General features: G+C 69.6%; 16 protein-coding genes and 1 tRNA gene. 10 read left to right on the plus strand and 7 right to left on the minus strand.

Annotation, left to right across the window (positions count from 1 at the left end):
- Nucleotide 1 precedes the first annotated feature (1 nt).
- Nucleotides 2–2137 (minus strand): GGDEF domain-containing phosphodiesterase, encoded by a 2136-nt coding sequence (locus VM780_RS12475; RefSeq protein ID WP_325447788.1) that lies wholly within the window; start codon nucleotides 2135–2137, stop codon nucleotides 2–4.
- 195 nt (nucleotides 2138–2332) lie between these two features.
- Between VM780_RS12475 and galE the strand changes: the two genes are divergently transcribed.
- Nucleotides 2333–3349, plus strand: a complete 1017-nt coding sequence (gene galE, locus VM780_RS12480) for a UDP-glucose 4-epimerase GalE (RefSeq protein ID WP_325447789.1) — start codon at nucleotides 2333–2335, stop codon at nucleotides 3347–3349.
- A gap of 23 nt (nucleotides 3350–3372) precedes the next feature.
- Here galE and VM780_RS12485 read toward each other — a convergent pair whose 3' ends face one another.
- The gene (locus VM780_RS12485; RefSeq protein WP_183395084.1) at nucleotides 3373–3537 is read right to left on the minus strand and encodes a Thivi_2564 family membrane protein; all 165 of its coding nucleotides are present in this window, start codon (nucleotides 3535–3537) and stop codon (nucleotides 3373–3375) included.
- A gap of 128 nt (nucleotides 3538–3665) precedes the next feature.
- The gene (locus tag VM780_RS12490) at nucleotides 3666–4175 is read right to left on the minus strand and encodes a DUF2244 domain-containing protein (RefSeq protein ID WP_325447792.1); all 510 of its coding nucleotides are present in this window, start codon (nucleotides 4173–4175) and stop codon (nucleotides 3666–3668) included.
- Between the two features lie 20 nt (nucleotides 4176–4195).
- Between VM780_RS12490 and nth the strand changes: the two genes are divergently transcribed.
- The gene (gene nth, locus VM780_RS12495) at nucleotides 4196–4939 is read left to right on the plus strand and encodes an endonuclease III (protein WP_325447794.1); all 744 of its coding nucleotides are present in this window, start codon (nucleotides 4196–4198) and stop codon (nucleotides 4937–4939) included.
- A 21-nt stretch (nucleotides 4940–4960) separates the two neighbouring features.
- Here the strand turns inward: nth and VM780_RS12500 are convergent, their stop codons facing one another.
- The gene (locus VM780_RS12500) at nucleotides 4961–6262 is read right to left on the minus strand and encodes an MFS transporter (protein ID WP_325447796.1); all 1302 of its coding nucleotides are present in this window, start codon (nucleotides 6260–6262) and stop codon (nucleotides 4961–4963) included.
- A 197-nt stretch (nucleotides 6263–6459) separates the two neighbouring features.
- Between VM780_RS12500 and VM780_RS12505 the strand changes: the two genes are divergently transcribed.
- The 8 genes from VM780_RS12505 (at nucleotide 6460) to VM780_RS12540 (ending at nucleotide 10635) form a co-directional block, all read left to right on the plus strand.
- On the plus strand, nucleotides 6460–6903 hold the full coding sequence (locus VM780_RS12505; RefSeq protein ID WP_325447798.1) for a DUF2948 family protein: 444 nt from the start codon (nucleotides 6460–6462) through the stop codon (nucleotides 6901–6903).
- Nucleotides 6904–6909: 6 nt separating this feature from the next.
- Nucleotides 6910–8208 carry a histidinol dehydrogenase gene (hisD, locus tag VM780_RS12510; protein WP_325447800.1) on the plus strand — a complete coding sequence of 433 codons (1299 nt, stop codon included), beginning with the start codon at nucleotides 6910–6912 and terminating at the stop codon, nucleotides 8206–8208.
- Nucleotides 8209–8224: 16 nt separating this feature from the next.
- Complete coding sequence (locus VM780_RS12515) at nucleotides 8225–8716, plus strand: UPF0262 family protein (RefSeq protein ID WP_325447802.1); 492 nt, start codon at nucleotides 8225–8227, stop codon at nucleotides 8714–8716.
- A gap of 6 nt (nucleotides 8717–8722) precedes the next feature.
- Nucleotides 8723–9187: a low molecular weight phosphatase family protein gene (locus VM780_RS12520; RefSeq protein ID WP_325447804.1), complete on the plus strand. Its 465-nt coding sequence runs from the start codon at nucleotides 8723–8725 to the stop codon at nucleotides 9185–9187.
- 147 nt (nucleotides 9188–9334) lie between these two features.
- Nucleotides 9335–9553, plus strand: a complete 219-nt coding sequence (gene infA, locus VM780_RS12525) for a translation initiation factor IF-1 (protein ID WP_131003039.1) — start codon at nucleotides 9335–9337, stop codon at nucleotides 9551–9553.
- A 49-nt stretch (nucleotides 9554–9602) separates the two neighbouring features.
- Entirely contained in the window at nucleotides 9603–10226 is a 624-nt protein-coding gene (locus VM780_RS12530) for a Maf family nucleotide pyrophosphatase (RefSeq protein ID WP_325447809.1), read from the plus strand.
- 6 nt (nucleotides 10227–10232) lie between these two features.
- A complete protein-coding gene (yacG, locus tag VM780_RS12535) occupies nucleotides 10233–10427 on the plus strand; it encodes a DNA gyrase inhibitor YacG (protein WP_325447811.1) in 195 nt (64 codons plus the stop codon).
- A 132-nt stretch (nucleotides 10428–10559) separates the two neighbouring features.
- A tRNA-Phe gene (locus VM780_RS12540) sits at nucleotides 10560–10635 on the plus strand.
- A 115-nt stretch (nucleotides 10636–10750) separates the two neighbouring features.
- Here the strand turns inward: VM780_RS12540 and VM780_RS12545 are convergent.
- From VM780_RS12545 to VM780_RS12555, 3 genes are all read right to left on the minus strand, one after another.
- The gene (locus VM780_RS12545) at nucleotides 10751–11707 is read right to left on the minus strand and encodes a manganese catalase family protein (protein WP_325447813.1); all 957 of its coding nucleotides are present in this window, start codon (nucleotides 11705–11707) and stop codon (nucleotides 10751–10753) included.
- Nucleotides 11708–11913: 206 nt separating this feature from the next.
- On the minus strand, nucleotides 11914–13032 hold the full coding sequence (locus VM780_RS12550; protein ID WP_325447815.1) for a carboxylate-amine ligase: 1119 nt from the start codon (nucleotides 13030–13032) through the stop codon (nucleotides 11914–11916).
- Between the two features lie 110 nt (nucleotides 13033–13142).
- Nucleotides 13143–13487, minus strand: a complete 345-nt coding sequence (locus VM780_RS12555) for a hypothetical protein (protein ID WP_325447817.1) — start codon at nucleotides 13485–13487, stop codon at nucleotides 13143–13145.
- Nucleotides 13488–13561 lie beyond the last annotated feature (74 nt).

Genomic DNA, 13561 nt, shown 5'->3' on the forward strand with positions numbered 1-13561 from the left:
TTCAGCTCGCCATCAAGGCGCTGACGGCCCAGCTCGGAGAGCCGGACAGATCGGGCGCGGCGCGCTCCGCGAGCGCCCGAAGCTCCGACACGAGGCGGTTCGCGTACCAGGCCTCGAAGGCGTCCGCCGCCATCGGGCGCCCGAACAGATAGCCTTGGGCGTAGGTGCAGCCATGGCTGATGACGAAGTCGAGCTGCTCCTCGGTCTCGACGCCTTCGGCGACGGTGTCGACTCCCAGATTGTCCGCCATGCCGATGACGGTGCCGACCACGACGCGGGCCGCGGGCGCGTTCAGCGCGTCGAGCACGAAGGCGCGATCGATCTTCAGGACGTCGAAGGGCAGCTGGGTCAGGGTCGCGAGGTTCGAATAGCCGGTTCCGAAATCGTCGATCGCGATTCTGACGCCGGCGGCCTTGAGCGGCGCCAGCTCGCGCGCGGCGTGCTCCGGGTCGCCCATCGCGGCGCTCTCGGTGATCTCGAGCTCGACGCGGGAGGGATCGGCCCCGGCGGCGCGGATGATCTCGAGGGCGGTCTCGCCGAAGCGCGGGTTGCGAAACTGCAGGGTCGAAACGTTGACGGCGACCCGAAGCGCCATGCCGCGGGCGGTCCAGCCGGCGCAGACCCGGCTCGCCTCGGCGAGCACGAAGCGCCCGAGCTGTTCGACCAGCCCGCATTCCTCGGCGAGCGTGACGAACTCCATCGGGGGCACGAGCCCCCTGATCGGGTGCCGCCATCGAACCAGCGCTTCCGCCCCGGAGACCACCCCCGGCTTCAGCGCGATCTGAGGCTGGAAATGAACCTCGAGTTCGTTGTTGTCGAGCGCGCGGCGCAGGTCCTCCTCCAGCCGAAGCCGGCCATAGGCGAGCTGATTGAGCCCGGCGTCCGCCGTGCGCACGCTTTGCGGCCCGGCCGAGCGCGCCGCCGACAGCGCGGCGGAGGCGCTGCGGAGCAGGCCGTCGGCCTCGTCGCCGTCGTCGGGACCGATCGCGACCCCGATCGCGAGGCTCAGCGTGACGAAATGATCGCCGACCGGCATGGGCGTCTCGAAGGCGGCGACGGCGCGCCGCGCAAGCTCCTCGGCGGCCTCGCCGTCTGCGCCGAGCGCGAGCATCGCGAAGCCGGAATCAGAGATGCGAGCGAGGAAAACCGAGGAGTCCGCCCCGGACGGCGCGAGCGCCGCGCGGGTCCACTCGGCGGACGCCATCCTGAGCCGGTCCGCGGCCCCGAGGATCGCGTCGTCGCCATGCTGCTGGCCAAGGCCCGCGGCCACACGGGCGAGACCGACGACCTCCACCCGCAGCAGGGCGAGCTTGCGGCCGACCTGCAGAGCCGCCGTGAGGCGGCTCGTCAGGCTGCCGCGGTTCGGCAGGCGCGTCAGCGGATCGTCGAAGGTCAGCCGGTGCAGCGCATCAGCGCTCTCGGCGAGGTTGCGGGCGATCGACAGATGGGCCCGCGCGAGCGCCCCGATCTCATCGCGGCGGCCGCCGGCGCGCCGCACCTCGTCCTCGGCCGCGCCGGGACGCGTAACGGCCCGAGTCAGCGCGCGCAGCGGCGCCGCGGCCCGATCAATCAACCAGGCCGCAAGCGGGAGGATGAGGGCGAGCAGCGCGAGCGCCGCAAGCGAGGCGCGGGCGATCATGCCGCGCATGGCGGCGTCGGCGTCGCGGAGCGAGCGCCCGACATGCACCGTGACGGCGGCGCCGTCGGAAAGCGCGGCGCGCACCGCCGCGCCGGCGAACCCACGCTCCACTGTCAGCGCCGCCGCGCCATCGCGCCCGGCGTCGGAGCGTAGGTCCGGAGATGGCGCCGGCGCCGAGGACGGGCGGGCGCCTACAAGAACCTCGCCGGCAGGGCCGAGCACATAGGCATAATCGAGCGCTGCGGCTTCGCTGAGCTGATCGAACCGCGCGGGCGTCACATCCTGTCCGATGGCGGCCGCAAGGCGCTGGGCCGCGGCGGCGAGGTCGCGCTCGGTCGAGGCGATCGCCGCGCTGCGGACATAGAGTCCGCCTGTGATGATGACCACCGCCGCGAGCGCCGCCAGCGCCGCCCCCAGTGCAAGCGTCGACCTGGCCGCCAGGCCGCGCCACCAGCGATCGTCAGACCCGCCGGCGCCGGGCCAGTTGGCGTGTGGCATCCGCCCTGCGCTCCTCGGCGTCACGAACCTCACGGGACGCTAGCGCGGGCATCCTGAATCAATCGTTAGCGGCGGCGGTCATATCGTCGTCAAAACGTTCAAAGCCCATGAGATTCCTCGATCACCGCAAGCAAATGGAAAGGCGCTCCCCCGTACGGTCGGCGGAATGGCGGCTCGGCCCGCGGGGGTGACGACATGACGGTGCTCATCACCGGCGGCGCCGGCTATATCGGCTCGCACATGGTCCTGGCGCTGCGCGACGCCGGCGAACCCATCGTGGTGCTGGACGATCTCTCGACGGGCTTCCGCGAAGCCGTGCCGGCCGACGTGCCGCTGGTGGTCGGCGACGTCGCCGACCGGGCGCTCGTGATGAAAACCGTGGCCGCCCACAATGTGGAGGCGGTCGTGCATTTCGCCGCCCGCATTTCCGCGCCGGAGTCGGTGCGGGACCCGTTCGGCTACTACGCCGCCAACACCGCCAAGACGTCGGCCCTGCTCGAAGCGCTCACGGCGGCGGGCGTGCGGCGCGTGATCTTCTCGTCGACCGCCGCGGTCTACGGCCTTGCGCCGCCGACCCCGACGTCAGAAACCGCGCCGACCGACCCCGCATCGCCCTACGGCGCCTCGAAGCTGATGTCCGAGCGTATTCTGCGCGATGGCGCGGCGGCGCATGACCTCGCCTATGTCGTGCTGCGGTACTTCAACGTCGCGGGCGCGGATCACCGGCTGCGGGCCGGACAGCGCTCGCCGGGCGCGTCGAACCTGATCACGCTCGCCACGCGGGCGGCGCTCGGTCTGAACGAGGGCCTGTCGATCTTCGGGACCGATCTGCCGACCCCTGACGGCACCGGCGTGCGCGACTACATCCATGTGTCGGATCTCGCCGAAGCACATGTCGCGGCGCTGCGGCATCTGCGCGCCGGCGGGGACAGCCAGACGCTCAATTGCGGCTATGGCTGGGGCTATTCCGTGCGCGAGGTCGTCGAGGCGGTCCGTCGGGTCTCCGAGAGAAACTTTCCGGTCGCCGAGAAGCCGCGGCGGGCCGGGGACCCTTACGTTTCAGTCGCGGACGCCAGCCTGATCCGGGAGACGCTGGGATGGCGCCCAAAACGCGCCGACCTCGACCTGATCGTCGGCGACGCGCTGCGCTGGGAGGAGTTCTGGTGGACAAACGAAGCGCGCCGCCCTCGGCTTGCGAGGGGGCGCGCCTGACTCTGCCGCCGAGCGGCTCGCGATCAGAACACCGCGAGATACTTGAGCAGGGAGATGATGCCGATGATGATGACGATGATCCGGATGATCTGCTTCGCCCGGCCGTCGATCGGCAGCATTCCGATGAGGTAGAGAACCAAGAAGATCACCAGAATGGTGATCAGAATGCCGATGAGGGGCCCTTCCATTTCTCGTCATCCTTTGCGGCGAGAACTATTCGGGGTTGGGTGGGAAACGTCGGCTCGCTCCCGATTACGCGCCGTCGCGACGTAAAAACGCGCGGGGCGGCGATCCGTTCCGGAATCTCTTCCTCGCTTCAGGCGTCCGTCCGCGGTCCCGCCTTTGCGTTCGCAAGGGCGCGCCCGAACGCCTCCGCAAATTCGGCCCGCTCGCGCGGCGAGAGCGCCCCCGCGATGTCGAGCCGGTCGCCGCGTTGCGCCACCGCAAGCCGCGTCATCCCGAAATCCTCGTCGGTCTCGGTTTCGAGCCGGACCCAGAGCGGGTTGAAGCGCCACTCGGCCGGCCGGCCGCGGTGCGGGACGCGGCGGATCAGCAGTTCGACGTAGCTCAGCGCCACCTGCTCGCAGGCCCGCGCCGCGGCGAAGTTCAGCCGGAACGCGATCCACAGCGCCAGCACGTCGAGGCCGAAGAAGCCGACGACCGGCCACGCGCCCATCAGGTAGAACGGCACGCTGACGGCGGTCGAGACCAGCGCGAACGCCGCCATCACGATGACGAAGCCGCGCCGCCCCAGCGAGCGGTGCGGGGTGATCACCGCGGCGAAGACCTCGCTTTCGGGGTCTGGGCGACTGGCGTCCCGGCTCATGGGCCGAGTATAGGTCTGCGATGCCAGAGCGTCAGTCCTCTCCGCGCAAAAAGCCGACGGCCGGCGGAGGGAAGAAGGCCGGGCGTCCCAGGCGTCTGCCGCCTGCGACAGTCGAGGAGATCTTCCGCCGGTTCGAAGCGCGGGATCCCGAGCCCAAGGGCGAGCTCGAGCATGTCGATCCCTACACCCTGCTGGTTGCGGTGGTCCTGTCCGCGCAGGCGACCGACGCCGGCGTCAACAAGGCCACGCGGAGACTGTTCGCGGAGGCTCGGACGCCGGAGAAGATGGTCGCGCTCGGCGAGGAGCGGGTGCGCGAGCTGATCCGGACGATCGGCCTCTACCGCAACAAGGCGAAGAACGTCGTCGCGCTGTCGGAGAAGCTGATCGCCGAGCATGGCGGCGCGGTGCCGCCCTCTCGCGCGGCCCTGGAGATGCTGCCAGGGGTAGGGCGCAAGACCGCAAACGTGGTGCTCAACACGGCGTTCGGAGAGCCGACGATCGCGGTCGACACGCATCTGTTCCGGGTCGGCAACCGCACCCGCCTCGCGCCCGGCAAGACGCCCCTCGAGGTCGAGCTCGGGCTGGAGAAGACGGTGCCGGCGCGCTACCGGCGCCATGCGCATCACTGGCTGATCCTGCACGGCCGCTACGTCTGCAAGGCGCGGAGGCCCGATTGCCCGGCGTGCCTGATCAACGACCTATGCCCCTTCGAGCCGAAGACGCCGCCGGCGCCGCCCGCCCGCGCCGGCCAGCTCGCCGACTAGACGGCCGAGGCCTCTCGGCGCTCAGACTCTTCCGGCGGCCAGTTGGAACGTCCGTCGACGGCCGATGAGCCAGAAGGCGAACGCGCTCAGCGCGGCCATCACGGACATGTAGTAGCCGACAGCCGCCAGTCCGTGGGCGCTCGCCAGATAGGTCGCCACATAGGGCGCCGGCGAAGCGCCCAGAATGCCGGCGAGCGTGAAGGCGAGGGACGCGCCGGTGTAGCGCACCGCCGTCGGAAACAGCTCCGACAGCGCGGCGCTGAGCGGCCCGTAAGTGAAGCCCATCAGGCCAAGGCCGATCGACAGAAAGAGCAGCACCCCGGCCGCCCCGCCCGAGCCGAACAGCGGCTGGAACAGGAACCCGAACGCGAAGATCGCGAGGCTCGCGCCGATCAGCGCCCGTTCCGTGCCGACCCGGTCTGCGATCCTGGCGGCGACCGGGATGGTGAGGCCGAAGAACACCACGCCGATCATCTGCAGCGGCAGGAACTGGTTCTTGGCGTAGCCCAGCACGCTGGTGCCCCAGCTCAGCGCAAAAACCGTCATCAAGTAGAAGATCACGAAGGTCGCGATCGCGGCGACTGTGCCGAGCACGAGCGCCGAGGTGTGCTCCGTGACGACCGTCAGCATCGGGACCCGGACCCGCTCGTGCCGCTCGAGCGCCTTCCGGAACGCCGGCGTCTCGGTGATCTTGAGCCGGACGTAGAGCCCGACCATCACCAGCAGCGCGCTGGCGACGAACGGGATCCGCCAGCCATAGGAGAAGAACTGCTCATCCGACAGCAGCTCGCCCAGGATAAGAAAGCTGCCCGCGGAGCAGATGAAGCCGATCGGGGCGCCCAACTGCGGGAACATGCCATACCAGGCCTCCTTGCCCGGAGGCGCGTTCTCGGTCGCGAGCAGCACCGCTCCGCCCCATTCGCCGCCGAGCCCGAGGCCCTGGCCAAGCCGGAACAAGGCGAGCAGCAGCGGCGCGGCGACGCCGATCGACGCGTAGGTCGGCAGCAGGCCGATCGCGACGGTCGAGAGCCCCATCGTCATCAGCGCCGCCACGAGCGTCGCCTTGCGCCCGACCCGATCGCCGAAATGCCCGAACAGCACCGCCCCGACCGGGCGCGCCAGAAAGGCGATCGCGAAGGTCGCGAAAGACTGCAGGACGGCCGAGGTCGGATCGCTGCCGGGGAAGAACAGCTTCGGAAACACCAAAACGGCCGCGGTGGCGTAGATGTAGAAGTCGAAGAACTCGATCGTCGTGCCGACGAGGCTCGCGAACAGGACGCGACCGGGAGAGTTCGCCGGGGCGGCGGTGGCGTGCGCGGACACGGGCGATCGACTTTCGACAGATTTCCGGAAGACGCGCACGGGCTTAGCGCCATCCCGCGCAAGGCACAATCGTCCGGAAGGCGATGACCCGGCCGGCGTCTCGATCCGCCGTCGGCCGAGCGCGGCTTGCCCGGCCCCCCCGGCCCCGCTAACTCTCCGAATTCGGCCGCCCCGGTCGAGCCAGCCCGTGCGAGCCGATGTCCGATCCCGCCGACGCGCCCCTCAAGCTTGTCGCACTCGACTCCGAGGATCTTGAGGTGCTGGCGGCGCACCTGCAGGACTTCGTGCTGAAGATCGGCGATCTGGTCTATCTGCCCGCCGAGCAGCGGCTCGCGATGGTCGGCAACCGCGCCGACCGCCGCGCCGCGGGCGAAGTCCGCCGCCGGCGCACCGCAGCGCATTTCGACAGGGTCACGCGCGTTCGGGCCAAAGGCGTCGATCGCTCCAATCCAGAGGCCGTGTTGAACCTGCTGACGATCGCGTTCGACCCGGGCGACGCACCCTCGGGGGCGATCGATCTGCTGTTTTCCGGCGGGGCATGCCTGCGCCTGGAGGTCGAGTGCATCGAGGCGCAGGTCGCCGATCTGGGCCCAGTCTGGGCCGCCAAAGCCCCTCCTCTCCACGAAGCCGACGAGGCCTGATCCGAAATGGCGCTCCGCCTGACCGCCGCCGCCGAAGATTTCGCGGCGTGCTTTGACGCCCTGCTTTCGACGAAGCGTGAGATTTCGGAGGATGTAGACCAGACCGTCGCGGCGATCCTCGCCGACGTGAAGACGCGCGGCGACACTGCGCTGATCGACCTGTCGCACCGGTTGGACCGGGTCGACCTTTCGGTCCTCGGCATCCGGGTCGGGCCGGAGGAGATCGCCGCCGCCCGCGCCGCCTGCGACGCCGAGGCGCTCGACGCGCTTACGCTGGCGCGTGACCGGATCGAGGCCCATCACCGCCGGCAGATGCCGACGAACGAGAGCTATGTGGACCCGATCGGCGTCGAGCTCGGGCATCGCTGGACGCCCGTCGACTCGGTCGGTCTCTATGTGCCGGGCGGCACCGCCGCCTACCCGTCCTCGGTGCTCATGAACGCCGTTCCGGCCAAGGTCGCAGGCGTCGAGCGGCTCGCCATGGTGGTGCCGGCGCCGGGCGGAGCGCTGTCGCCGCTTGTGCTGGCTGCCGCCGAGATCGCCGGCGTCGACGAGGTGTTCCGGATCGGCGGCGCGCAGGCGATCGGCGCCCTAGCCTACGGCACCGAGACGGTGCAGCCGGTCGCCAAGATCGTAGGGCCCGGCAACGCCTATGTGGCGGCCGCCAAGCGCCGCGTGTTCGGGACCGTCGGCATCGACATGATCGCCGGGCCCTCCGAGGTGCTGATCGTCGCCGACCACACCGGCAATCCTGACTGGATCGCGGCCGACCTTCTGGCGCAGGCCGAGCACGACGCCTCCGCGCAGTCGATCCTCATCACCGACGACCCGGACCTCGCCGACGCGGTCGAGGCCGCCGTCGAACGCCAGCTCACGACCCTGCCGCGCAAGGACATCGCGGGAGCGAGCTGGCGGGAGTTCGGCGCGATCATCGTGGTCGAGGACATCGCCGCCGCGGCGCCGCTCGCGAACCGCATCGCCGCCGAGCACCTCGAGATCATCGCCGAGAACGGCGATGCGCTTGCGGCTTCGATCCGGCACGCCGGCGCGATCTTCCTCGGGGGCCACACGCCCGAGGCGATCGGCGACTATGTCGGCGGCTCGAATCACGTGCTGCCGACGGCGCGCACCGCGCGCTTCGCCTCCGGCCTCGGCGTGCTGGATTTTCTGAAGCGCACTTCGATCCTGCGCTGCGGCCCGGAGCAGCTGCGCGCGATCGGGCCGGCGGCGGTGGCGCTGGGCCGCGCCGAGGGCCTCGAGGCGCATGCGCGATCGGTGGCGATCCGCATGAATCCCGGCGGCTGAGCAGGGGAATCGCGCGATGTCGGAGACGGGACCCGATCCGAGGCACAGGCTGGTCGCGGTCACGCTCGACGAAAAATCGATCGGCCGCGCCTCGCCGGACGTCGAGCACGAGCGGGCGGTCGCGATCTACGATCTTGTCGAGGACAACCAGTTCGCGCCCAAGGGGATCGAGGCCGAGGGACCGTTCGCGCTCCATATCGGGCTGCTCGACCGCAAGCTCGCGCTGCAGATCCGGCGCCAGACCGGCGAGGAGATCGTCACGCACCTGCTCTCGCTCACGCCGTTCCTCAAGATCCTCAAGGACTACTTCCTGATCTGCGAGAGCTATCGCACAGCCATCAAGACCGCGAGCCCGTCGCAGATCGAGGCGATCGACATGGGCCGCCGCGGCCTGCACGACGAGGGCGCGCAGGTTCTGGGCGAGCGGCTCAAGGGCAAGATCGCCTGCGACCACGACACTGCGCGCCGTCTGTTCACGCTGATCTGCGCCCTGAGCTGGAAGGGCTGACCTCGCATGGACGAGGGCGGCGATCAGGGCAGGCGCCCTCAGTCGGTGCTCTTCATGTGCGGGCAGAACGTCATCCGCTCGCCCGTCGCGGAGGCGCTGGCGCGGCACTATTTCGGCCGTTCGCTTTATGTGGCGTCGGCCGGCGTCCGGCCCGGCGAGCCAGACCCGTTCGTGAACGCCGCGCTCGAGGAGGTCGGGCTCACGCTCGGCAAGCACAAGCCGCACACGCTTGAGGACCTGGAAGACCTCAACTTCGATCTGATCGTCACGCTCGCGCCCGAGGCCCATCACGCGGCGCTCGAGCTCACCCGCAGGCTGCCGGTCGAGGTCGAGTACTGGCCGACGCTCGATCCGACGCTTGCGGCGGGCGGCAGCCGGGAGCAGGTGCTCGACGCCTACCGCGCCATGCGGGACTCGCTCTCCAACCGGATCCGCGACCGGTTCCGGGCGCCCCAGAAGGCTCGGGTGTGACGGCTGACTTTCGGTCGTCCGGTCGCCGCCTTGCGGCGGCTCGGTTGTGAAACCACATCGTTTCCGGTATCACGCCGTATCCTAATGCATGTCTGACGTCGGCCGCCCGGGCGCCGGGCCCTCGGCGTCGCTCACCATCGAGACCAAATGTCGAAAGAAGAGCTGCTCGAGTTCCCGGGCACCGTCGTCGAGCTTCTGCCGAACGCAACCTTCCGGGTGAAGCTCGAGAACGACCACGAGATCATCGCCCATACGGCCGGCCGGATGCGCAAGAACCGGATCCGCGTGCTGGCGGGCGACAAGATCCTGGTCGAGATGACGCCCTATGATCTGACCAAGGGCCGCATCACTTACCGTTTCAAGTGACGGCCAGAGCTTCGGCCTTCGTCCAGACGCCGGTCCGACCGCCCGCCTCATGAAGGACCGTCCCAAACTCGTCCTCGCCTCGGCAAGCCCCCGCAGGCTCGCTCTGCTGGAGCAGATCGGCGTCCGTCCGGACGCGCTGCTGCCCGCCTCGCTCGACGAGACTCCGCGCCGCAACGAACGTCCGCGCAGCCTGGCCCTTCGCCTGGCGGAGGAGAAGGCGCGCGAAGGCGCGCGCTTGGCCGCGCAGGACGCCGCGCTCGCGGGCGCGCTGATCCTGGCGGCCGACACCGTCGTCGCCGTCGGGCGCCGCATCCTGCCCAAGGCCGAGACGCCCGAGGAGGCTGCGGACTGTCTGCGGCTGCTGTCCGGCCGGGCGCACCGCGTGTCCACCGCGATCTGCCTCGCCACCCGCAGGGGCGCGCTCAAGAGCCGCCTGGTCGAGACGCGTTTGAGATTCAAGCGGCTCTCGGAGCGGGAGATCGAGAGCTATCTGGGCTCCGGCGAATGGACCGGCAAGGCCGGCGGCTACGCCATACAGGGGCTGGCCGGCTGCTTCGTCTCGAAGCTCGCCGGCTCCTACGGCGCCGTGGTCGGACTACCGCTCTACGAGACCGCGGCCCTGCTCGCGGGCGAGGGCTTTCCCCTTCACGACGGCTGGTCGTCGAAGACCTGAATCGAAATGAGCGAACAACGCGCTTACGCGCCTCGGCCTTGCCCGATATGCCGGAAGATGTCGGTCGCGGCGTTTCATCCCTTCTGCTCCAAGCGCTGCGCCGACGTCGATCTGTCGCGCTGGCTTGGCGGCGTCTACGCCGTGCCGGCCGAAGAGCAGGAGCCCGATGAGCCTGAGCCGGGCGACGACACCGCGCACTGACGCCGCGGCCGGCCGTGGATCCACGCTAGCCGCTGGACACCCTCCGGCCGACCCCCTATAAGCCGCGGCGGCCTCGCCGTCCGGCGGCGACGCCGCTTCGAGACGGTCGCGCAGCTGGCGCATTCCGCCTTGGCCCGGGTAGCTCAGTTGGTAGAGCAGCGGACTGAAAATCCGCGTGTCGGTGGTTCGAATCCGCCCCCGGGCACCATCCTACGCCCCGCCCCTGAGGCGGGCCTCGACGCCGCTGAATGACGGAATAAAAAAGGCCCGCCGGGTGACCAGCGGGCCTCTGCATCATGCTGTTTCGGCCGGACCGCCGCGCCCTACTTGCGCGAGGCGGCTTCCGCGAGAGCCGGGGCTTCCTGGATGTTGGCGGCGCCGCCCATGTCGCCATTCTTGGTGCGCCCGGCTCCCGGTCCCGCGCCAAGATCGGCGCCCGTGGTCGGGTCCGAGGCGGGATCGGACATCGTGCGCTCGACCATCTTGGCCGCGACCTTCTTGTCCTTGGCGTCGAGCTTGACGGTCGCCAGACCGTCGCCGTCGTCGGCCGGCATGACCTGCTCCAGATCGTCGACCCGGTCCCATTCCTCTCCCGAATTCCACGGACCGTTCACGTCGCCTTCGCCCTGGGACGTGTTCACGTACATGCTGGCGTACTTCTCGATGCCGGGAAGCTTGCCGGACGGGAAGTTGTTCTCGATCGCGTAGAGCGCCTTCTCGAACGACTTCTGGTGCGCGACCTCGCGGGTCATCAGGAAGCCGAGCGCGTCCTTGATGCCAGGGTCGTCAGTGATGTTGATGAGCCGCTCGTAGACGATCTTGGCGCGCGCCTCGGCGGCGATGTTGGACCGCAGATCCACGGTCGGCTCGCCGCGCGAATCGACATAGGCGGCCGTCCACGGCACCCCGGCCGAATCGCACAGCGCCGGCGCGCCGCCGAACAGGATCGACTCCTTCACCGACGTGCCGCTCGCGCCGATCATCCGATAGAGCTCGGCCTCTTTCATCTGCCCTTCGGCGAGCTGCGCCTTGAGGCCCTTGTTGAGCATGGTGATGATCGAACCCACCACCTCGAGGTGGCTCAGCTCCTCGGTCGCGATGTCCAGCAGCATGTCGCGGCGGCCGGGATCATCCTCGCCCAGCCCCTGGGTGAAATAGCGCATCGCGGCGGCGAGCTCGCCATCCGCGCCGCCGAACTGCTCCATGATCATGCAGGCGAGCTGCGGATTCGGCTCCGAGACCCGGACGGTGTATTGCAGTCGCTTGTTGTGCATGAACATTGAGAGAGCTCCAGAGTCGGGCTCCCTAAACAGGCTGCGGGGTAACTTGTTCCGGGCCTTCGCCGGATCAGCTCGCGGAAACCGCCGGCGGACGCGAGCCTGGCCCGACTGGACAGCTCGCACGATGCAAGCGCGCCCCGCTCGGAGCGACGCGGCGTCCTCGACGCGACCGGAATTCTTGAGGGCCGCCTCGGCCCGGCTGCGGGCTAGCTTCCCGTCTCTTCCGCAATCGCCCGCACGACGCGCTTGAGGGCCTCCTCCCGTCCTTCGCCCCTGGCGCGCGCGTCCTCATGGATCGCGAGCTGTCGGTCGGCCGCCGCGCCGCGCCGCGCGATCTCCGGCAAACGGGCGATCCAACCGGCGGAGCCGAGCGCTGCCGCGTCCTCGCTGGTCATGTCGATGATCGCGTCGAGTTGCTCGGCGACGGGCCTAGCGCGACCCTCGGCGTCGATCAGGCGGGCCTCCACGCCGTGCTGCTGGGCGAGCCAGATGTTCTGCCCGCAGATTCCCCGTTCGACAGGGCCCACGTCGGCGTTGATTTCCGGCCGACGGGCGACGCAGCGCATCAGCGCCTGGTAGAGCGCCGCGATCGCGACCGCATCCTCGACGCGCGGGCAGCTGTCGCAGACCCGCAGCTCAATCGTCGGGTAATGCGTCGAGGGCCTGATGTGCCACCAGACGAAGCTGGCGTCCTCGACGATCCCGGCGCCGACCAGGATGTCGATGTAACGCTGGTATTCCTCCTGGCTCCGGAAGATCTCCGGCACGCCCATCCGCGGCCATTGCGCGAACGCGGTCAGTCGGAACGCTTTGATGCCGGTTTCCCGCCCCTGCCAGAAGGGCGACGACACCGACAGCGCGAGCAGGAGCGGAATGAACGGAACGAGCCGGTTCATCAGATCGATGCGGCGGCCCGGGTCGGGCGCTTCCACATGGATGTGCATGGCGCAGATCATCGCCCGCTGCGCGATGATGCCGAACTCGGATTCGAGCCGCTTGTAGCGCTCCTTCTCCGTGGTCTCCTGCTCCCGCGCCTGAGCCAGCGGGTGCGTTCCGGAGGCGAGCAGCAGAAGGCCGCAGTCCTGCGCGATGGCGGCCAGCTCGCGCCGCATGCCTCGGAGCGCCGCGCAGGCCTCGTCGAAGCTTACGCCGGGCTCCGTCTGCACCTCGACCTGACCCTTGAGCAGTTCATGCGAAGCCGGTTTGACGAACCGGCTCGCGGCCTCATGGAATCTGTCGGCGGTGGCCCCGTCCGGACTTCTGCCGGTGACGGCGTCCGCGAGGAAATACTCCTCCTCGATTCCGAACTGGAACTCGTCAGCCATGCAGTGGGGCTCCAACGCGCCGATCGCGGCGCCGGGAATATCGAAGGTGCGCCGGTCCGGCCGCCGCGGCCGCGTTCAGCGCGCAGGCGGCCGGAACTTCAGCGACGGCGTCAGCGCTGGCGCAGCGGCCGGAGCGGACCCGGCGTGTAATAGCAGCGGCGGCCGTACCACTTGCCGCACCAGCGGCCCTTGCGGTGCATGTAGCGGAGGCTGTAGCGCGAGGCGCGCTGATGCCTATGGACGCGCCGGTGCCTCTCGACGCGCCGATCGCGGCGATAGTCGACGAGCTGCAGAGGCCCCGACAGGCGCTCAGAAGAGGCGCTGGAGACGGGCTGGCCGGAACTGCCGGCGCTCGCGGCGGCGGCCCGCGTCGGCTCGGCCGCGCCGGCGGGTCCGTACGCCAGACCAGCGACCAGCAGCGCGGCCGCGACGCTCAGGACAGAAGACGTTTTCAAAACAAGCCTCCCATGATGCTTCGTTGAAGAAGATCGACGCCGATTAGCTACCGCGGCGATCCTTGGCGGCCAGC

Origin of the sequence: Hansschlegelia sp., from assembly GCF_035538955.1 — a bacterium.
Lineage (GTDB): Bacteria > Pseudomonadota > Alphaproteobacteria > Rhizobiales > Methylopilaceae > Methylopila.

What these genes read in the sequence shown, in the direction of transcription:
- VM780_RS12515 (WP_325447802.1), top strand. Translation starts at nt 8,225, where the DNA reads ATGTCGGAGACGGGACCCGATCCGAGGCACAGGCTGGTCGCGGTCACG.
- yacG (WP_325447811.1), top strand. Translation starts at nt 10,233, where the DNA reads ATGAGCGAACAACGCGCTTACGCGCCTCGGCCTTGCCCGATATGCCGG.
- VM780_RS12545 (WP_325447813.1), bottom strand. Translation starts at nt 11,707, where the DNA reads ATGTTCATGCACAACAAGCGACTGCAATACACCGTCCGGGTCTCGGAG.
- hisD (WP_325447800.1), top strand. Translation starts at nt 6,910, where the DNA reads ATGGCGCTCCGCCTGACCGCCGCCGCCGAAGATTTCGCGGCGTGCTTT.
- VM780_RS12505 (WP_325447798.1), top strand. Translation starts at nt 6,460, where the DNA reads ATGTCCGATCCCGCCGACGCGCCCCTCAAGCTTGTCGCACTCGACTCC.
- galE (WP_325447789.1), top strand. Translation starts at nt 2,333, where the DNA reads ATGACGGTGCTCATCACCGGCGGCGCCGGCTATATCGGCTCGCACATG.
- VM780_RS12485 (WP_183395084.1), bottom strand. Translation starts at nt 3,537, where the DNA reads ATGGAAGGGCCCCTCATCGGCATTCTGATCACCATTCTGGTGATCTTC.
- VM780_RS12530 (WP_325447809.1), top strand. Translation starts at nt 9,603, where the DNA reads ATGAAGGACCGTCCCAAACTCGTCCTCGCCTCGGCAAGCCCCCGCAGG.
- VM780_RS12490 (WP_325447792.1), bottom strand. Translation starts at nt 4,175, where the DNA reads ATGAGCCGGGACGCCAGTCGCCCAGACCCCGAAAGCGAGGTCTTCGCC.
- infA (WP_131003039.1), top strand. Translation starts at nt 9,335, where the DNA reads ATGTCGAAAGAAGAGCTGCTCGAGTTCCCGGGCACCGTCGTCGAGCTT.
- nth (WP_325447794.1), top strand. Translation starts at nt 4,196, where the DNA reads ATGCCAGAGCGTCAGTCCTCTCCGCGCAAAAAGCCGACGGCCGGCGGA.
- VM780_RS12520 (WP_325447804.1), top strand. Translation starts at nt 8,723, where the DNA reads ATGGACGAGGGCGGCGATCAGGGCAGGCGCCCTCAGTCGGTGCTCTTC.
- VM780_RS12475 (WP_325447788.1), bottom strand. Translation starts at nt 2,137, where the DNA reads ATGCCACACGCCAACTGGCCCGGCGCCGGCGGGTCTGACGATCGCTGG.
- VM780_RS12550 (WP_325447815.1), bottom strand. Translation starts at nt 13,032, where the DNA reads ATGGCTGACGAGTTCCAGTTCGGAATCGAGGAGGAGTATTTCCTCGCG.